This is a genomic window from Nocardia sp. NPDC051750, assembly GCF_044453135.1.
GTDB lineage: Bacteria > Actinomycetota > Actinomycetes > Mycobacteriales > Mycobacteriaceae > Nocardia.
The window spans coordinates 847356-867160 of sequence record NZ_JBITCK010000003.1; the positions used below are offsets into that span (position 1 = coordinate 847356).

Below are 19805 nucleotides of genomic sequence, written 5' to 3' on the forward strand. Positions count from 1 at the left end.
GTATTTCCCGGAGATCTTCCTCGACCGGCCGATACAGGCAGTGGCTCTGCACGAATACGGTCATGTGCTGGACGCGATGGGGAACCATTCGGCGCGGAAGCTGCTGGGCCCGATGATGCTGCGGCATTTTCTGGGCGAACTGCGTGCGGAACGGCGGTGGTGGAGTGCGCTGCCTGCCGACGGGAAGGCGGAGTGGGGTCAGTGGTGGAAACGGCTACTGCCCGAACGGGAGTCGGAGCCGTCGGAGGAGATCGGCACTTACCTGGCCTGGCTGGCGAACAGGTTCGCGGGGCACGGTATCTCCCGGGCGGGTGTGCTACTGCCGGGCGAAACAATGGCCGATTCGTACGCGGTGGTGAAACTGACCGAGCTGCTGAACGCCGGCCGGGCGGAACCGGTGGAGATCGGCGCCGAGACGCAGCTGGCCCACAATCTGCTGGTGCGACGGGCAGTGCGGGGTACTGCGGCGAGCTTGCTGGGCAGGGCCGCGGACTGGTTGCGGTACGAGCAGCCGTACGGGGACGCTCAGCCGGTGCCGTACAACGGTGCGATCGCGCATATCAAGAACGCGGAGAATATCGGACCGGGCGAGGACGACATGGCCGGGCGGCGTGATCCGGATGGACCGGCGGACGAGGGTGTCGGCGACCGGCGGGAAAGCGCGGATCCCGCCGCCGTGCCGAAATCGCGGTGGAGTGCTTGGCCGAATCAGGACGCCACCCGGGATCCGCGACAACAGTGGGAACCGGGCAGCGAGCATTCGGACGTCGAATGGCTGGGTGTACCGGACGAGGACGTATGGTCGTTCCATACGAAACTGGAGAACCTCGGCGCCTATTTGTGGCAGAGACTACAGCGTATTCCGGGGAATAATCTTTCAGTAATCCGATTCCGCGGTTCCGTAGCGAACTTCGAATCCGCCCGGGAAACAGCGCGGGCGCTGACCGATATGTCCGAGCGTTACCCTATGGCCGATATCAGCAAGATCGATATCTCGCCGGCCAGCGCGAGGAAGGACGCTTATACGAGCGCTCCGATCGCCAAATCGACCGGAATTCCTGCTGCGGCAATGATCGCGATCAACCGCCGAATGCTCGACAGCGCGGCCCGAACGCTGGCCGAATCTGCTCGGTTCGCGGTCGACATGGGGGTCGCTTACCCGAATGCCGCGCTCCGGCCGGTATACACCACGATGGTGGAGGAATTCGCAAAGGCGCTGATGGCCAAGGGGAACTGGGATGCGCCGCGCGTGGCCGAGCAGGCGTTGCTCACGCTGTATGAGCGGGGCGAACGGCTGCATCTGCGCAAGCCGACCCGGGAAGGGTTCGTGCAATGGGCCCGCGAGCAATTGACCGATGACAGTTATGAGCTCGGTGGGAGGGCCGGGTGGAAGCTGCTGCCGGAAAAGGCACTGCCCGCGGCGTTCGCGGCAGTAGAGGTGCTGGGCCGGAAAAAGGTTCCCCCGGCGCTGCGGTTACTGCACGATGTGGTGGTCCGCGCCGCCGAGCATCAAGCCGGCCGGCCCGGGCCGGTGCGCGATCAGCTCGGCCGGTTCACTGACCGGGTCCGATTCGGCGCACCGCTGTCCAGTGGGCGGCTCCATGCCCTGCGGGTGCTCGCCGAGCGCCACGGCTTCGAGGTGAAACAGCCACCGACCGAAGCGAATAAGACATCGGTCGCCGGGCTACTGGGCGCTCCCGCCGATGATTGGTCGCGGCTGACGAGTGTCAATGCAGTGCGAAACGAACTCAGCGCCCGGCTGTCGATGCCGGTGTACGGGTTCGACAACTCGGTGGATCTCGAGGTGGCTCGCGATATCGCGCGATTTGCCGAAGACATGCTCGGGCGGTTCCGGCCACCGGGTTTCGAATACATTGCCTTCGGCGAACTTCCGAAAGGCGTATTGGCGCATACCGACACGCAGGTGAATCCGATCACCGGTGCGGTGCATGCCACCTCCATCACCTTCAATGCCGAGTTGGCCGCCGATGCCAGGCGGTTCCGGGCCGAGGTGCTGGCGAAGGCAGGGCCGAAAAAGGGCGGTGCCCAACATTGGGGGCTGGAGTACCGGCCGGTGTACTCGGTGGGCCTGCGGGAATACGCGCGAGTACTCGACTTCGCCGGTATCGGCTACGCCCACAAGGTGCTGTTGGAGCTATTGTGGGCCGGGGAGCCCTTGGCGGACGGTATGTACTGGGATATTGTCCCGGATTCTCTCGATCAGGCCGGGGATTTCACCGGATACGTCGACATCACTCCCTCCGAGGAGTTCACCGAGCCGGTGGTCGATCCGGCGGATGCGCTGGCGGACATTTTCGTCGAGGTAGTGGCGAGCCCCTTCCCGGCCGGCGGGTTGCATGAGAAAGCATTCGACAGTCTGATCGGTGCGGTGGAAAGGGCCCAGCGGCGTGGGCCGCTCGGACGGCTGGCCGACTGGGCACAGTTCGGCGCCCGCGCATTCCGCGATCTTCCACACCCCACCATGGAAGGCAACGATGCCGAACCGCAGGTGAGCCGGAACGAGTTCCGGGAGATGATCGACGAGATCCTGGCCGGTGCGGGCCGCGACGATCCGTTTTTCGGGGCGGAGCCGCGCGCGGTCCGGGTGACCCTGCAAGAGATGCTGCGCCGGCACACCGGAAACGACGAGTTGAGGGTGTCCGGGCTCGACCGCGGCGATCTGAACCCGGAACGAGTGCAGGAATTCGCGCGGGCGATGGCGGATGTGTCCGAGCTGCTTTCGGCCATGGGGGTGGGCAAGATCGCGCTTGCGGGGCCGGGCCGATTCGACGACCACACCGAAGACGGCTTCAGTGCGTGGATTCCGGACTCCGGTACCGGCAACAGCGGCTCCGAGCTGATGTTCAATGCCCTGCATTTCCGGGCGGAACGACCGGACGGCACTCCCGTCGATCCGGGTGAACTGCTGAACTACCTGCAGGAGAAGATCGACGACGCGCAATATCCCGGAGAGGTACTGGAGCGGCCGATATATGCGGCGGTGATCCGCGGGGTCGGCCAAGCTGTCGAGTATCAGGATTACCGAGCGGCCGAAGCCGAACTCAATGCGGCATTGCAGGTGTACTACGACACCCATCCGGGCTGGTGGGAGATCGATTACGAGGATTGGCTGCGGCTGACATTCCCCGGATACCGCACCGGTGAGCACGGCGTGACCCCCGCGGAAGGTATGCGGAACGCGCTTGTCGAAGTGGTGCTCCGGGGTGCGGACCACGCTGCCGGTCCGATGCGGATGGTCTACGAACTGCTGATGTCGAGGCAGCGAGTGCGGTCGCAGGACCGGCCGGACATCGGTTCGGACCAGGCCGGCCGGCGGGACGGCGACGATCCGGGCCGGACCCGGCCGGGCGAGCCGGCGCCCCGCCGGCGGCCGCGGGGATCATCGCTGCGATCCCGGGTGCCGGAACCACGAATATGGCCGGAGGAAAAGGAGTGGCCCGGCCCGGTTCATATCGCACCGGTCGAATGGCCGGATGCGGAAACGCTGGCCCGTCTCGAACGGCCGGAGTCCACCGACTCGCCGGATCGGTTGGACCTTGCGGAACGTAAACGGATGTTCGACTTGCTGGTACCAGCGGACGGACACCGTGAAACACCCGTGCCGGGTTCTTCCGGGGCGCTTCCGCATCCGGAGAACCCGGATGTGCGCGGGTGGCAGAATCGGCTGGGTACGCCGGGATTGCCCTATCCCGCGAACCCGGAACAACCGGGCGCCCCCGATGAATCCGCTCCTCCACGCCGCGACCGTTCCCCGGATCGGTCGCAACCTCAGGGCTCGGCGCCGCCACCAAGCCGATACACGCAGCCGGAACCGCCGAATCAGATGTGGCTTCCGGACGCGCCGCAGACAGTTCGGCCGGGCGAGCCGCTGCCATCCGGTATCCCGGATCCCTCGGTTCCGTCCGATGACCCCGGCCGGTCAGGAGCACCCGGTCGGTACGGTCCGGGATATTCCCGCCCGGTTTCACACACTCGGCCAGACTTCGGGGACCCGCACACCGACACTCCTGTGCACACCGCATCCGCCGTCGGCCCGAAGATCCCGGGGATGAGCGGACCTCCGGACGCTCCCGGTGCGAAACCCGGACTGCCGGTCGCGGGGCCGGGATACTCGCCGGCCGGGCCGCCGCTGGACCCGGCGTTCCCGGGAACCGGGCGGACTCCGCACCGTGATCGTTCCGCAGCCGGGCCAGATACCGGCGTCCGCGGCACCCAGCGGCCGGATCTGCCGGCCGGCGAGGTACCGGTCATTCTGGTTCGGCCTTTCGCCGGTGCCGGCGTGCCGGCGGTATTCGATCCGCACACCGGGGCACTACATGTGGCGCATGGTGCGGTAGGAGAGCAGTGCGGTGTCTACGGCGACCTCGGCAAGATCGCGGTGGTGTTCTACCGCGCCGCCGGTGGGGAGCTCGCGCTGCGGGTCGGGGAGCACCACCTCGAGTGCAGCGGTGCGGTAACCGCATGGTGGGGCCCGGCCGGGCCGCGGATGAGCCGATTCGTTGTCGCCGTCGCGGAGACGGTACTGGCAGACCTCACCTATCGGGTGCTACCGCGGGAGCTGGACCTGGGTGCCTATATCAGTGCGGTCCTCGCCGACGGTGACCGTCGTAAAACATTGTTCGGCTGAATCCGTGAGCGGAATTCAGCGCAGGAAGTAACAGTTTCGAGGAGGAAAAATGCGGCTCGATCACCCGACCCGTGCAGAACTGGTCCAGAATTTCGATGCTGAACTCGCCTCGGTGTGCGCGGGGGGCGGGCTAAGGTCGGAGACCGGCTTGGATATGGAGACCGACGAGGCATTGTGGGCGATTGCCCGCGCGTATCCGAATGTCACCGATGTCCTGGTGGCAGCCGCGAAGGACGCGTTCGCTGGTCAGCTCGACGGCGGCAATGCCGAACGGTACCGGGCGGAGCTGGCGCGTCAGATCGAGGAAATGCGCCGTATCCGGGACGGCGAATGACGGGCAGACCGGTGTGGACTGCCGGCGTCGATGCGAATGCGGACGGGGGCGGTGATCTTTTCGTTGGCGGTCGATTTCGGCATGCATCGGAGGATGAGCTCATCGCGCTGCCGGAACAGGGCCGGCCATGACCGTAGTAGCACCGGAATCCGGTCCTGCGGACCGTAACTGGGAATTCACCGACCTCGAATACTATGTGCTGTGGTCCGGGCTGGATCGGGGTGGGCTTCCCTTCCCGTTCTACTACACCGCCCGTACCCAGGATCCCGCGAGCTTCCGTGCCGATCGAGCGCGCACGCGCGGGGAACTGGAACAGCGCCTGGACACCTCGTTCGGTCCCGTGCTCGAGGCGATGGCTCAACCCGATGTCCGGATCGTCGTCGACGGCGCGGGCGGCCGGGATCCGCAGGATCCCGCGCAGCTGGTGCGGTTGTCCGGGGTCCGCCGAGGCGATCGCGGGTATGTGACCCGTCAGCTGCCCGGAGAAACGTGCTGGCACAGCGGTGGATTCACCGTTACCGAATGCGATGCGCTCCGCCTCGCCGACACCCTGGTGGCGGCGATGCCCGAATGCGCGGCCGGAACGCTGGCCGATATCGTCCTGCCCGATCACCGGGTGGACAACGAATTCGAGTGCCACCACGGCGGTTCCCGGACCCGGGATTGGTTCACCGATTCGGCCGAGAAGCGGGCTGCCGCATTTCTTTCGGCGCCGGTGGAGCGTAGCGGGACCGTCGATATCGAGCAGGGGTACTCGGTGTTCGGCCCCCGTGGGATCGCTCGCTACCGCATCGGCTGGCATGACCTCGAGGACGACGGAAGATACGTCATCGATGATCAGAGCCCGCCCGTCGCCCGGGCTGCCGATCGGCAGCGCACAGTGGAGGCGGTGAATTCGAAGATCGCGGAGGTTATCGAGTCGATCAAGGACGAACGATATCGAGTGAACATCGGTTGACCGAACGAGCATCGTATTACCGGAACGGTGATCGATGCGTGGGATCGAAAAGGAGCCGGCGATGTCCGGAGAGAACCAGTGGGAAGCACTTCGCGATAAAGCGGCCGATGGCGGCTTCACCTTCGATACGACCGTCGGCCGCGACGCGGCCGAATTCTGTGCGGACCTGGTGAACGTCTGCGAATTCGTCGAATCCGGCATCTCCGAGGTGGAGAACGTCCAAGGATTGGGGCACCTGCCCGGCGCTGTGCGGCTGGCGGGCAAATTCAGTGAGCTCGCCGCTGACATGCGGGAGGTCCTGAAGGCGCACAAGAGTGTCGTGACCGACCTCGGCGTCGCTTTCATCCTGGCCGGAAAGAAATACAAGGGCACGGAGTCGGATGCCGAGGACGACTTCCGGAACCTGACCGGCAGCAGCACCTCGCATCTTCCGATCGAACATATCGGGATGATCGAGACCGAGCCCGGCCGCTGGCGTCCCGACTGCAACGTTCCGCTGCAATGCGTGGATCCGGACGGCGAGTACCGGCCGCCGGAGAATCTTGGCAAGTTACCACCGGGCGCCGAACGGCAAACGCTGAATATCGGTGTTCCACCCACTGAAGGAATGGGCTTCAACGATCTGTGGCTTCTCGGTGAGGCATTGTCCGGGTATACGGAATCCCTGACATCGAAGGGATCCGGCTGGATCCGGATGGGTCTGCAACTGCAGACCGGGTTCACCGGCTTCGAGCAGAACATGCTGGGCCTGGTGGAGAACTCCGACCGATGGGTGGGGGAGGGTGCCAAGGGGGCAGCCCTGGCCGTCCGGTCCTATCTGGGGCAAGGGCAGGGCCTGCTGCATGCCATGGATATGCTCGGCAACAACTTGCAGGAGACTGTTTTCTGGACGTTCACCACCGCGTCCAACATGCCCCCCGAGTCGTGGGGGAATACCTCGAGCGACCACCGGAAGCCGACTGAATCGCTGGCCAGGACGGTATATCAGAACTGGTACGAGCCGGGTATCCACTCTGCGGCCGCGGCCATTCCCGTCCTGCCGAGCCCGACCGGCAGTACCACCTCGCCCAGCGGCACCGGTGCGAGAAGGAGTAGCGGCGGGGTTTCCAGCGGCCGTGCCGGCGATGTTCCCGCTGGTTCCACCGGGGCGATGCCGAGCATTCCGGCCGGTGCGCAGGCTCCTCAGTTGTCTACGGCCGGCTTGTCGGATCCGGCGCTCACGACAGCGCAGCCGGCCGCGCAACAGCGCATCGAGGGACGAGATGTGGTGCAGGCGCGAGAGGCCCTGGTGCCGGGTCGGCGGCAATCGGCGGAGCGGGTCCAGCGGAGTCCGCGGACCCGGAAGGGTCCACCGGTAACGGAGCGGCAGACGGTGCGGCAACAGCAACAGCAACAGCCAGTGGCGGCGCAGGCCGCGCAGCAGGCACAGCCGCCGGCCGGCTCAGCTCTGCCGCAGCTGTCGTCCGCGGCACAGCAGGCGCAGCAGGCGCTGCAGCAGCTCGCCGCGAACCGCCCGCCTGGGATACCGCCGGGACTCCAGGATGCGGCAAATCGGTATCAGTCGGCACTGCAGAACGTGGAGAAGGCGCTGGGGGGCGGCTCAGGCGCCGGCGGAAGTGCGTCCGGTGGCGGCCCCGGCTCCGGGATGAAAACGCCGCAGCTGCCGGGCGCGGAGAAGGCGGCGCGACTCTTTCCCCGGGCATCGCTGACGGGCACCGCCCACGGGATGAGCACCTCCACAGTGACGGCGGGGCCGTGGCAGGGGAGCCCGATGGGTGGTGCCCCGATGGGCGGCGGTGGCGGCGCGGGGGCCGGAGCGGGGCAGCAACAGGCGAAAGAACATGACAGGGCCGATCACCTTATTACCGGCGAGTGGCTCGATGAAGGGATCGGGGAGGCGCCGATCGCGGTCAAACCGGTTATCGATAGCTGAACGACGCCCGGCGTGACGACGGGCGGTAGGTCGCCGGGTCGGTGCCGGACGTCGGCGCGGATGAGCGGCGCCGGCGGCAGCACGTCGTCGGCGCCGACCGGCAGTGCGATGCGCTAGGACGTCCCGCCGGATGCCTGCCCCGGGGGCCAGCGGTCGGTGATCATCTCGGTCATCTCGTTCACCCAGGTGTCGTCGAGGGCGGCGTCACGACGGATGAGGATGCGGAAGATCGCGGTGCCCGCCACGACCTCGGCGAGCATGGGCAACTGGTCGTCGTCGCGGCGCTGCCGGCCGTAGCGGGATTCGAAAGCGGCCAGGTTACCGGTCAACCGGTCGATCATCATGCTGTGCACTTCGGGGGCGGCGACGGTGTCGGCGATCAGTCCCGGTAGTGCCACCCGCACCTCCGGTCTGTCGAATATCGCACGGACCGTCTCGACCAATGCCCGGATGTCCGCGCGGATATCGCCGGAACCGTCCCGGGTGGGAATCGTTTCGGCGGACAACACGGCCTCGTGGACGAGCTGTGCCTTGCCGGACCAGCGCCGGTAGATGGCGGCCGTCGTCGTTCCGGCGCGCGCGGCGATCGCCGACAACGACAGCGCGGGGTAGCCCGTCTGCAGTATCAATTCCCGGGTTGCCGCAATGATCGCGGCGTCGATCCTGCCGTCGCGCGGCCGCCCCGGCGTGGATGGCGCAGACCCCTTGCCTTCTGTGCGGCCTTCTGCTGTCATGATCCCACCCTAATTCCAATACGGTGTGCATCATATTTGAGGGAGAGCGTGTGAACCTGAGCCCACTCGACGAGTATCCGATTCATCAGACGCCCGCGCCCCTCACCTGGCCCGCCACCTCCGACCGGAACTTCTACGATCGTTCGTACTTCAACGTGCTCGATCGGGACGGTCGCTTCATGGCACTGACCGGAATCGGCTACTACCCGCGCCTCGGCGTGAAGGACGCCTACTTCGTCGTCCGCCGCGGGGACACCCAGACCGCGGTGCACCTGAGCGACGCCATCGATGACGACCGTCTCCACCAGAACGTCAACGGCTACCGTCTCGACGTCGTCGAACCGTTGCAGGAGCTGCACCTCACCTTGGCCGAGACCGAGGGCATCTCCGCGGATCTGACCTGGCGTGGGTTGTTCCCCGCCGCCCTCGAACGGCCGCACGACATGCTGACCGAGCGACGAGTGACACTGCAAGCATGCCGGTTCGCCCAGGTCGGCACATGGCAGGGCTGGATCGATGTCGACGGCGACCGGTTGACAGTCGATCACGACACCAGCGTCGCGAGCCGCGACCGATCCTGGGGTATCCGGCCGGTCGGTGAGCCGGAACCGGCCGGCCGGCCGGATGCCGCATTCCGCGGAATGTGGTGGCTCTACCTGCCACTGGCCTTCGACGATTTCCAGCTGTTCCTGATCCTGCAAGAAGACCCCGACGGCCACCGCAGCCTCTACGACTGCACCCGCCGCTGGCGCGACGGCCGCGTCGAACAACTCGACGGAGTACGCGCCACCATCCACTACACACCCGGTACGCGCATCCCGCACGGCGCCCATGTCTCGTTCATGAACCGCGCCGGTGACCGGATCGAACTCGATATCGAATCGAAGCTCTTCGCGCCCATCGCGTTCGGGTCGGGTTACGGCGGTGACTCCTCTTGGGCACACGGCACCTGGAAGGACGGGCCGTTCGCCGAACGCGTCAGCTTCGACCTGACAGACCCCGCGGTGATGGCCCGAGCGCCGTTCAGTCTCATCGACCACGTCGGCGCGGCCGTGTGCACCGAAGCCGACGGGCAGGTCCGCGAGGGCGCGGGGTTGTTCGAGCACGGCGTGCTCGGGCCGCACTATCCGTCGGGGTTCTCCGACTGGACCGACGTAGCGGGATAGGCACGACGTATGAAGATCATGACAGCGCTGTACGGCCCCACCGACGCGGTCGAACGCGCGACAGTGCTCCAGGAAGCCGGCGCCTCCGGCGTTTTCACCTTCGAAGGCCCGTTCGACGTTTTCACGCCGCTGGTGCTGGCATCGGCGGTCAAGGGCCTCGACGTGATGTCCAACGTCGCGATCGCACTTCCCCGTAATCCGATCCAGCTCGCCCACCAGGCCAACGATCTGCAACTGCTCACCGAGGGGCGCTTCATCCTGGGGCTGGGCACGCAGGTGCGCGCGCAGATAGAGAAGCGTTACGGGGCCGAATTCGACCATCCCGTCGCACGGATGAAGGAAATGGTGGGGGCGCTGCGAGCGATCTTCGCGGCATGGAACGACGGCGCGCGGCTGGACTTCCGCGGCGAGTACTACCGGCACACCCTGATGACACCGACCTTCGTACCCGGGCCGAACCCGTTCGGTCCGCCGCCGATCTATCTCGGCGCACTGGGACCCCGGCTGACCAGAGCCACCGCGGAGGTGGCCGACGGCTTGCTGGTGATGCCGTTCGGGACGAAGCGGTTCCTGCACGGCACGACGATGCCGGCCGTCCGCGCGGGGCTCGCAGCGGCCGGACGCGGCGAGGACGATTTCGAAGTGGTGCCGGAGATCATCGTGTCGGTGGCCGGCGGACGAGACGACGACCATGCCTCGACCCGGATGCTGCTGGCGTTCTACGGTTCCACCCCGGCCTACCGGCCGGTGCTCGACGCCCACGGCTGGGGTGACCTGCAGCCGGAACTCAACGCGATGTCCAAGCAGGGCCGCTGGCGGGAGATGGCGACCCTGATCGACGACGACATACTGCACACCATCGCCGCCTGCGGCACCCCGGCCGAGGTGGCCGCGCATATCCGGGACCGTGTGGACGGCGTATCGGACCGGATCTGCCTGTATCAGCCGGGTCCCATCGCCGTCGACGCGCTCGCCGAGATCGTCGACGCGCTGGGAGGATCCGCATGTCACTGACAACGGTCGAATTCGACGACATCAGCGACGCCCGCTACGGCGGCAAAGCGGCCGGCCTCGCGCAATTGCGCCGTCTCGGACTTGCCGTGCCGACGGGATTCGTCATCGCCGATGCTTCCGGACCGGGCACTATCGATGATGCGGCGGAAAGGTTTTCCCAGATGACCGCCGCCGGGGCGACCCCCGTCGCCGTCCGTTCCTCGGCAGTGGGAGAAGACGGCGACGACCAGTCCTTCGCCGGGCAATACGACACGGTGCTGGGCGTCGACTCCGTCGAGGCCTTCGCCGCGGCCGTGCGCACCTGCGCCGCCTCCGTCCATTCCCGGCGGGCCTCGTCCTACAGCGGGCAACACAGCGCCACCATGCATGTAGTGGTTCAGCAGATGGTCGACGCGCGCGCCGCCGGCGTCGTGTTCACCGCGGACCCGGCAACCGGCCGCCGCGACCTCATGGTGATCGACGCCATCGCCGGTCTCGGTGAAGCGCTCGTCGACGGTACGGCTTCCCCCGACCATCTCGTCCTGGATTCCGACGGTAACGCCGCCGTACACGAGGTCGGCGAGGTGCCGGTGTTGGCACCGGACGATATCGCGGATATCCGGTCCGATGCCCTGCGTGCCGCCCGGCACTGGGGCAGGCCGATGGATCTCGAATGGGCGATCGACCGATCCGGGAAACTGTGGTGGCTGCAGGCCCGGCCGATCACCACCCTGCCCGGCGATCTCAACGAGATGGATTCGCCACTCGCGGGCGCCGACCACGTGTACACGCGCTGCAATATCGGCGAGATGATGCCGGGGGCCTTCTGCCCGCTGACCGCATCGGTATCCGGCTATGCCATCGACTACGCGATGCAGATGACGCAGGTGGTGGCGCGGGCCCAGGCCGCTTACGAGAAGCCGTGGCTACAGGTCGGATACTTCTACGGCCACATGTTCCTGAACCTGACCGAAGGTACGGCGCTGAGCTCGGGCCTGCTGGGCAATTCGCTGGAGCAGTTCTCGATGTCGATCTGCGGTCGAGTGGTCGACGAGCTGCAGGCGCAACCACCGAAGCCGTTCGCCCGTAGGCTCGTCAACACTGTCCGGCTCACCACGCATGCGCTGTCCGCCGGCCCCGCGATCCGCCGCTTGGGCGATCGAATCGCCGAATTCCGGATCCCGGCCGGTGACGATCCACGGCTTATCCTGCGCCAGTTGGAATCCGGCGTCGAACAGTACTGCGACATCACGCTGACCCATGTGCGGTCGTCGTCACGCGCCGCGGTTGCCGCCAATATCTTGGAGAGCGTTCTCGTACGTCAGGCGGTCAGGGGCGGACGCAGCGAGGAAGACGGCCGAGCCGATGCGGCCAGGCTCATGGCCGGCGCCGCCGAGGTCGAGAGCGCGCTCATGCTGGAGGAGCTTCAGTCGGTCGTGCGCACCATCGCCGGCGACGAGGCGGCCACCGAGGAGTTCCTGGGGCGGGAGCCGGACCAGGCGGTCAGCGAGCTGCGGGCCGCTGACAACGCCGGTGGTGGGGCGTTGCGGCGTTTCCTGAGTCGGCACGGTCACCGTGGATACCGCGAGCTGTGTATGCGCGACCCCTCCTGGGCCGAGGACCCCGGAGGCCTGGGAACGATGATGCAGGTCATGCTGCGCTCAGCGGTCGATCCGGCCGACCGTGGGCCGGTGCATGCACACGTCGAGGCGCCCAGGTCTGCGGCCGTCGGGTTTCTCGCCCGGCTGGCACAGGGCGGCGCGCGGGGGCGCGAGGAGACGAAATCGAAGATGGCTCTGATGGCGCATGCGCTCAAGCTCGGCTACCGGCACCTGGGCGACGTGCTGGCCGGGTCGGGACGGCTGCCCGACGCCGATCTCGTCTTCTTCTTCGACCGCGGGGAATTGCACCGCGTCGTCGGTGCGGAAGACATCGCCGGTCTCGTGCAGTGCGCCCGGAAACGCCGAGAAGCGCTGGCGTTCCAGGATTCGCTCGAGTTCGACGACGTGTCGGTGGGCCGGCCGGCACCCCTCATTGCCCGGATACAGCACGGAATCACCGACGACCGGATCCCCGGACGGCCCGCCGGCCGGGGAACCGTGGAAGGCGTGGTGCGTGTCGCGAAGTCGATTGTCGAGGCACGTGACGTGCAGCGCGGTGAGATTCTGGTCGCCCCGGTCACCGACGTGGGGTGGACCCCGTACTTCACGGTCATCGCCGCGCTTGTCACCGATATCGGCAGCTCGGTATCCCACGGCGCGGTGGTGGCGCGCGAGTACGGTCTACCGTGCGTCGTCAACACCCTGGTGGCCACCCGAGTGCTCCGGACCGGCGACCGCGTACGTGTCGACGGGGACCGGGGCCTGGTCACCCGCCTGGACGAGTTTCCGCGTTTGCAGGTGTGATCGGCGTTCTGCGTGTGCAGTGCCCAGGGCGACCAGCCGATATCGGCGAAATGCCCCTGATCTTCGTGGGTCGGGGGCATTTTCGTCGGGGCGTGCGGGGTACGAAACCCGCCGGGTTCGTGGGCGGCCCCCTGGCCCTGGTCCGGGGAGCTGGTGTCTGCCTTTTTCCCTCGGTGCTTCTTCGCCTCCGATATTCTCTACAACCGTATAGGACTCGGTGGGGGCGTGGCGACAAGGCGCTGCCATGAAAAACGACGCCATGATCTTGATCAGACCGGTACGACCTTTGCCGACTTCCAGGCCGGCGCCAAAGCCGTTACCGGCAACGTGGATTGAGCGTGGAGCCGCCGCACATCGACGTCCGGGACGCCGATCCGGTGACGGGTCGCGGGGTGCGCGCATACAGGGCGGCCCAGGCCGGACGTTCCGCCGGTACCACCGCGGTTCGGTTCGGTCATCGGGGGGCATCAGCGGTGCGGCGTAAACGGTCGCGACATAGCTGCTGCGCACACCGACATCGAGGGTGCCGATGATGTCGATGGGCTCTTCCCAGAACTTGGTGCGCCCCATCATCTCGTTGCGGATGATCGCGGCATTGTTGACCAGGATGTCGATCCGGCCCTGCTCCTGTCCGATCCGAGTGAACAACACCTCGACCTGTTCGTCCTCGCCGTGGTCGACGCGGACCGGTATGCCATGGCCACCGGCCTCGGTCACCTGCTCCGCTGTCTCGGCAGGCCCGGACGTATGCGCGTTATCGGCTCGGCCGGTGACGTACACGGTGCGGCCGTGGCTGCCGAGGGCACGAGCGATTCCGGCGCCGGCGCCGCGACTGGCTCCTGTGACAGCGGCGACGGGCTTGGATTCGGGCATCGATTCCTCACGTTCTGTCGGGGGTTCGCGCGGAATCCTTCGCGGCCCGCACCTGCTCGGGGCAGCGGTCTGCCGGTTGCTACTGGAGCCGAACCTGCAGCAACTCGGCGCCACTGCTCCGGCTGCCGGGCTTTCCCGCAGCTCAGCAGGTGTGGTGCTGGGCAATCATGGCGAGATCGACAGCGTCGGCCATGGCCTGGTACCCGTGCGGGTTGGGATGGAGGCGGTCGGGGCTGGAGTACTCGGCCCGGAGGGTGGCGGGGTTGTGTGAATCACGCAGGGCGGCATCGAAATCCACGATGCCGTCGGCGATTTTCTGGGTGCGGATCCAGGTGTTGATGTCCTGCCGGTGTTTCTCGCTGTCAGGCGCGAGTAGTACACCGTCGACGAGTGCGTCGGACGCGGGGAGCAGGGTGCCGAGCCAGATCTTTTTTCCGGCGCGGCGTGCCGCGGCGATCAGCTGCTCGTAGCCGGCGATCACCTGGGCGGCGGTCGCGGGCGGCGGTAGTCCGAGGTCGTTGATTCCCTCTTGGACCAGCACACCGCTCACCCCCGCGTGATTCAAGGCATCACGTTCGAATCGGCTGACCGCGCTGGGGCCGAAGAGGAACGGCTCGCCGCCCGTGACCACCCGGTTGCTGCCGATTCCGGCGTTGACGACGGCGACCGGGATCCCCGCGCGGTCGAGCCGGCGCTGTAGGAAGTCGGGATAGCGCGTATCGGTGTCGGCGACTGCGCGGTCGGCCGGGATTCCCGCCGGGGTGGTTCCGACGAAACCGTCGGTGATGGAGTCGCCGAACGCCACCACGGAATGGGTGCCGGCCGGGGCCAGTACGTCGAGGGCGTGGACGTAGAACCAGGAACCGGTCCGGAAGGCGAACGGATCCGGCTCGGTCCGGTGGGTGAGATTGCCGCTGCCCGGAGGCGAGTAGTACGAGGTCGCGTTGGCGTTCCAGTGTTTGGTGGGTGGTCCCGCCCGGCCGGCAACATGGATACCGACGACCAGGGGCTGTGCGGACTCGATCGGGAACGGCAGCGGATCGCTGACGATATCGGCGCCCGCGGGCACGGTGACCGATCGTTTGCCGCCGAAGCCGACCGGCCGGATATCGGTCGCACCCGCTGCGGCGGTCTGTTCGCCGACGGTGACCTCGGCGAAAGTCACCGGCCCCTGGCCGAACCGGTTGGTGAGATGGAGCCGCAGCTGTGTTCCGCCGTGGTGCGGGGTGATGACCATGCGGAATGTCTGGTCGTCGACAGCGGGCGGTACCGGCCCGCCGGACGCGTCCACCGGGGTCAGGGAATCGGTGGGGCTGGCGGTCCACGCCGCGACGAATTGTTCTCGATCGCAGGATCGATCACCGGGCTGCGCTGTGGCAGTGGTAGCACCGGTCATCATCGTTGCCGTGATGGCCAGGGCCGTCGTGGTTGCGCACAACGTGTCACGAATATGCATTGCGCCTATCTTCGGTGAGTCCGGCCCGAGGTCCGGGCAATGGTCACGGGAGGGTGCCGGCGCAGGAGGCAGTGGGGTGGGACTGATCCGTCGGGCCGGGTGGTCGACGATGCCCGGTGGTGGGGCTGTGCCGACGAATCCATGGCGGGTACGACATTGCTCGCAAAGGTAGGCGAGTGCAGCGGGCGAAAAGTTCTGTACGGGAGCCGCTGTCGATGAATGCGACGGATTCTGCGGCGAACGGTCGGTTCGGGCGGGCGAACGGTGCGCCCGGCCCGGTTCAGCTCCCCGGCCGGTCGGGCGCCTGGAACGGCGACGTCAGTGCGGCGATCATCTCCGGGTCCGGCATCCAGCGGCGAGTCGCCCTATCGGCTACGGCGGCGGCCGCCTCGGCGTGGTTGTCGTTGGTCAGGCGGAAGACCGCCCGGTCGAGAATGGGCAGGATTTCGGTGATGTCGAGGGTGTGGTCGGCGAACCGCCCGATCAGGGCGTAGGTGAGGTTGTTCACGACCAGCGAGATGTCTTCGATATAGGCGGGGTCCGCCCCTTGGAAGAGCGCGGTGAGTATCGGTTCCATCGCCGCGATGCCCTGGGCGTCGAGCCGGTGCCCGGAGGGGCCGGTACGGGCGCGGTGGTAGGCCTCCAGCATTCGCGGGTTGCGTTCCCAGGGCTGGAATACGTATCCGAGGACGCGCATCAGACCGGCGTGCAGGGTTTCGCCCGGCTGCGGTGGCTGCATGGACGTGAAGCTGTGAGTGGCCATCCAATGCTCCACCGCGGCCACGATCAGGGTGTCGCGATCGGCGAAATGTTTGTACACGGTCGCGAGCGAGACGTGCGCGCGGCGTGCGACTTCGCGCAGTTGTACCGCCTCGTATCCTTCGGTTTCCAGCAGGTCGAGGACGACGTCGATGATCTGATCGGCGGGCGCCGGTTTCGGTGCTGGACTCACAGGTCCACGGTAGCGATCGCGAGGAGTCGCGGGCAGGGGCGGTGCGGTGTACGCGTCGAGTGATGCTCTGGACACCTCGGGTAACTATGTTACTGTCCGGTACGCGCGGCTGTGACGGGGCTCATCCGGCCACCCGCCGTGTCACTCGGGACACACTGGCATCGGCTCCCGAGTCGAAGCTTCATTGGAGAGGTATCGATGGATCAGCAGCATGGGCAGGGCTCCCGGCGGAGATCGCTGCGCCGGGGAGTCCGGATGACTGCGGTCGCGGTGGCGATGACCTGCGCCGCCGCGGTGGCGGTGGTGGCAGGGCAACCCGAAGCGGCGGCCGCCCCGGACGCGTTCTACGTTCCGCCCGAGCAGATCCCGGCCGAACCCGGCACGGTGATCCGGACCCAGCCGATGTCGCTGCTGGCCACCTTGCCCTCCGAACAGGGGTGGCCGGGCAAGGCCGAACACATCATGTACACCAGCCGGCTACAGGACGGATCGCCGGTTGCTGTGACCGGAACCTATATCGAGGCGGCAGGCCCGTGGCTCGGGGCCGGTCCGCGGCCGACCGTGGTGATCGGGCCGGGTACCTCGGGCCAGGGCGACCGCTGCGCTATGTCGAAGGCCTTCTCGACGGGGGTCACGATCACCGCCGATCCGTCCCCGTCGTTCTCGGCGAATCAGGAGTTACCGTCGTCGGCGGTATGGAGCCGCCTCGGTGCCCGCGTACTGGTGACCGACTACATCGGATTGGGCACCCCCGGAATCCATACCTACGCGAACCGGATCGAGGAGGCCCATGCCGTCCTCGACGGGGCGCGGGCAGCCCACAACCTGGCCGGTGCCGGACCGGAAACCCCGCTGGTGTTCTGGGGTTACTCCCAGGGCGGCGGGGCCGTCGCGGCGGCGGCGGAGATGCAGCCCGGCTACGCGCCCGAATTGAACCTGAAAGGGACCTGGGCCGGTGGCCCGGTGGCGGATCTGGCGGCGATCCTCGAGCGTATCGACGGGGCCCTCATCGGTGGGGCCATCGGCTTCGCCATCAACGGATTGGTGGCACGCTACCCCGACCTGGGGGCTGCGGTCGACCGGGTGACCAGCCAATACGGCCGCGACACCCTGGCGGCGTTGAGCGATGCCTGTATCGGTGATGTCATCACCCGCTATCCCTTCCTGAAGACCACTTCGCTGACCCATGACGGGCAGCCACTCGGTGCCCACCTGGCGGCGATACCGGAGGCCGCCCCCGCCCTGGCCGAGCTGCGGGTGGGCACCCTGACACCGGCCTCGCCGGTACTGATCACCAGCGGCCGCAACGATGACACCGTGCCCTACAACCAGGCCCGTCAGCTCGCCGACGAGTGGTGCGGCAAGGGCGCGACGGTCGAATTCCGTACCAACGAGCTGCCGCCGCTGCTGCCCGGAACCACCATCCCGAACCATTTCGGTCCGGAGATGATCGACGGTTTCGGCCCCGACAATGCCATCACGTATCTGCTGGATCGCCTGGCCGGCAAGCCGGTTACCGGCTGCACCATCGACTGAGGCCCAGCGCACCTGCCGCCTGCACGAGACGTCGTGCTGTGCGGATTCCGGTTCCGCGGCCGCCGTGGATTCGTCGTATCCACGCGCATCACCATCCGGTGGTGTGCGCTGCCGCCGTGCCCGTTTCGCCGGATCGGACAGACCTTTCTCCGAGAACGCAATCGCACCGAAGGATTGATTGATGAAGGAAATCACGCGCCGATCACTGCTGGCCGGCGTGACTGCCGCGGGCGCCGGCCTCATCGGGTCGCGCGCAATCGGGTCGCCGGCGCCGGCCGCAGCCCAGGCCGGTACCGTGCCACTCACTCGTGAAGAGCATCGGGTGGTGGTGATCGGCTCCGGGTTCGGTGGCGGTGTCAGCGCACTGCGTCTGGCGCAAGCGGGAGTGCCGGTGACGGTGCTGGAACGGGGATTGCGCTGGCCCACCGGGCCGGGCGCCGAAACATTTCCCCGGGCGACCGCGCCGGACAAACGATTGCTGTGGTGCCGGTCCAGCCCGAACCTGTTCGGCCGGCCGTTGGTGTTCGAACCGTACACCGGGCTGGTGGAGGCGGTGCCGGGGGAGAATATGACCGCCCTGTGCGCGGCGGGTGTGGGCGGGGGCTCGCTGGTCTACCAGGGGATGTCGCTGCAACCTTCCGAAGCGGTATTCAATACGCATTTCCCGCAAGAGCTGGATTGGCAGCTGATGAACCGGGTCCACTATCCGCGGGTGGCGAAGATGCTGCGGCTGGCCGAAGCGCCCGATGAGTTGGTCGCCACCGAGAATTACCGTGCGGCACGCGTGTTCGCCGATCGCGTGCGCCGCGCCGGGATGCCGCTGTCGAAGATTCCGATGCCCATCGACTGGGATTTCGCGCTCGCCGAGTTGCGCGGCGAGATGAAACCCTCCTACACCAACGGTGACGGTGCCATGGGGGTCAACAACGGCGGTAAGCACTCCGTGGATGTCACTTATATCGCTGCAGCCGAAGCCACCGGGCTCGTGCGCGTGGAAACGCTGCACGAGGTGACCGATATCGAGCGGGCACCCGACGGCCGCTGGACCGTCCGGGTGCAGCGACTCGACACCACCGGTGCGGTGGTAGAACACAAGGTGCTCACCACCGGCGCACTGATCTTGGCGGCGGGCAGCCTCAACACCACTCGGTTGCTCGTGCGCGCGGGTGCGAAGGGCCTGATCCCCGATCTGCCGGACGGCCTCGGCGCGGGCTGGGGAACCAACGCCGACCGCATCTACGTGTGGACCGACCCGTCCGCCGGATTCGGTGCACCACAGGGCGGTCCGGTGGTCTACGGCAGCCTGAACTGGGACGACCCGCATACCGCGCATACCGTCATCCAGGCCTCGATTCCGCCGCTCGCCATGGATCCGCGCAGCACGATGATGGTCGGCTACGGCGTCAGCGACGGCCGCGGAACGTTCCGCTACGACGCGGCGCGCGACGACGCGGTGCTGCAGTGGCCGCGCGAAGGCGACGGTTTCATCCAGAACGGGTACATCGGGCCCGCCGTGCACAGAATCGCCGGTCCCGGCGGTGCGCTGCTGGACACCAACACACTGTTTCCCTCGACCTGGCATCCGCTGGGCGGCGCGAGTATGGGGACGGTGTGTGACCTGGACGGCCGTGTGCACGGCCAGCGGGGACTCTATGTTCTCGACGGGGCGTTGATGCCGGGTAATACCGCGGCCTGCAATCCGTCGATGACGATTGCGGCGGTCGCCGAACGCGCCCTGGACAACCTCGTCGTGCAGGATGTCGGAACGCTCATCTGACCCACCGAGCCGCCGCACTCACCCACTGTTTTCCGGCGTG

At 67.1% G+C, this 19805-nt stretch carries 12 protein-coding genes and 1 pseudogene (1 of these 13 only partly in view); 9 read left to right on the plus strand and 4 right to left on the minus strand.

Translation table 11 applies throughout. The annotated features are described in order from the left end of the window. From ACIA75_RS17065 to ACIA75_RS17080, 4 genes are all read left to right on the plus strand, one after another. Positions 1-4648: the end of a hypothetical protein gene (locus ACIA75_RS17065; protein WP_397104780.1), read on the plus strand. 24131 nt of this gene lie to the left of the window's left edge; the window shows 4648 of its 28779 coding nt (coding positions 24132-28779); the start codon falls outside the window, past its left edge; its stop codon occupies positions 4646-4648. Between the two features lie 49 nt (positions 4649-4697). Continuing rightward, positions 4698-4982 (plus strand): hypothetical protein, encoded by a 285-nt coding sequence (locus ACIA75_RS17070; protein ID WP_397104782.1) that lies wholly within the window; start codon positions 4698-4700, stop codon positions 4980-4982. 127 nt (positions 4983-5109) lie between these two features. Next, positions 5110-5940 (plus strand): ESX secretion-associated protein EspG, encoded by an 831-nt coding sequence (locus tag ACIA75_RS17075; RefSeq protein ID WP_397104784.1) that lies wholly within the window; start codon positions 5110-5112, stop codon positions 5938-5940. 61 nt (positions 5941-6001) lie between these two features. Further along, positions 6002-7873, plus strand: a complete 1872-nt coding sequence (locus ACIA75_RS17080) for a hypothetical protein (protein ID WP_397104786.1) — start codon at positions 6002-6004, stop codon at positions 7871-7873. Between the two features lie 113 nt (positions 7874-7986). Here the strand turns inward: ACIA75_RS17080 and ACIA75_RS17085 are convergent, their stop codons facing one another. Then, positions 7987-8607: a TetR-like C-terminal domain-containing protein gene (locus tag ACIA75_RS17085; protein ID WP_397104788.1), complete on the minus strand. Its 621-nt coding sequence runs from the start codon at positions 8605-8607 to the stop codon at positions 7987-7989. Between the two features lie 50 nt (positions 8608-8657). Between ACIA75_RS17085 and ACIA75_RS17090 the strand changes: the two genes are divergently transcribed. Genes ACIA75_RS17090 through ACIA75_RS17100 form a run of 3 tightly spaced genes read left to right on the plus strand, consistent with a single transcriptional unit; the run spans position 8658 to position 13171 of the window. Continuing rightward, positions 8658-9773, plus strand: a complete 1116-nt coding sequence (locus tag ACIA75_RS17090; RefSeq protein ID WP_397104790.1) for a hypothetical protein — start codon at positions 8658-8660, stop codon at positions 9771-9773. Positions 9774-9782: 9 nt separating this feature from the next. Continuing rightward, the gene (locus ACIA75_RS17095; protein ID WP_397104792.1) at positions 9783-10787 is read left to right on the plus strand and encodes a TIGR03617 family F420-dependent LLM class oxidoreductase; all 1005 of its coding nucleotides are present in this window, start codon (positions 9783-9785) and stop codon (positions 10785-10787) included. Continuing rightward, positions 10778-13171 carry a PEP/pyruvate-binding domain-containing protein gene (locus ACIA75_RS17100; protein WP_397104794.1) on the plus strand — a complete coding sequence of 798 codons (2394 nt, stop codon included), beginning with the start codon at positions 10778-10780 and terminating at the stop codon, positions 13169-13171. The genes ACIA75_RS17095 and ACIA75_RS17100 overlap by 10 nt, the downstream gene beginning before the upstream one ends. 450 nt (positions 13172-13621) lie before the next feature. On the opposite strand, the pseudogene ACIA75_RS17105 reads toward ACIA75_RS17100, so the two are convergent. The 3 genes and pseudogenes from ACIA75_RS17105 to ACIA75_RS17115 all read right to left on the minus strand — a co-directional run. Beyond that, positions 13622-14044, minus strand: a pseudogene (locus ACIA75_RS17105) (SDR family NAD(P)-dependent oxidoreductase); the annotation flags it as partial. 142 nt (positions 14045-14186) lie between these two features. Further along, positions 14187-15500, minus strand: a complete 1314-nt coding sequence (locus ACIA75_RS17110; RefSeq protein WP_397104796.1) for a GDSL-type esterase/lipase family protein — start codon at positions 15498-15500, stop codon at positions 14187-14189. 280 nt (positions 15501-15780) lie between these two features. Further along, the gene (locus tag ACIA75_RS17115; RefSeq protein WP_397104798.1) at positions 15781-16452 is read right to left on the minus strand and encodes a TetR family transcriptional regulator; all 672 of its coding nucleotides are present in this window, start codon (positions 16450-16452) and stop codon (positions 15781-15783) included. A 255-nt stretch (positions 16453-16707) separates the two neighbouring features. On the opposite strand from ACIA75_RS17115, the gene ACIA75_RS17120 reads away from it, so the two are divergent. Together ACIA75_RS17120 and ACIA75_RS17125 are read left to right on the plus strand one after the other, a co-directional pair. Next, positions 16708-17988, plus strand: a complete 1281-nt coding sequence (locus tag ACIA75_RS17120) for a lipase family protein (protein WP_397104800.1) — start codon at positions 16708-16710, stop codon at positions 17986-17988. A gap of 181 nt (positions 17989-18169) precedes the next feature. Beyond that, entirely contained in the window at positions 18170-19765 is a 1596-nt protein-coding gene (locus ACIA75_RS17125; RefSeq protein ID WP_397104802.1) for a GMC oxidoreductase, read from the plus strand. The last annotated feature ends 40 nt before the right edge of the window (positions 19766-19805 follow it).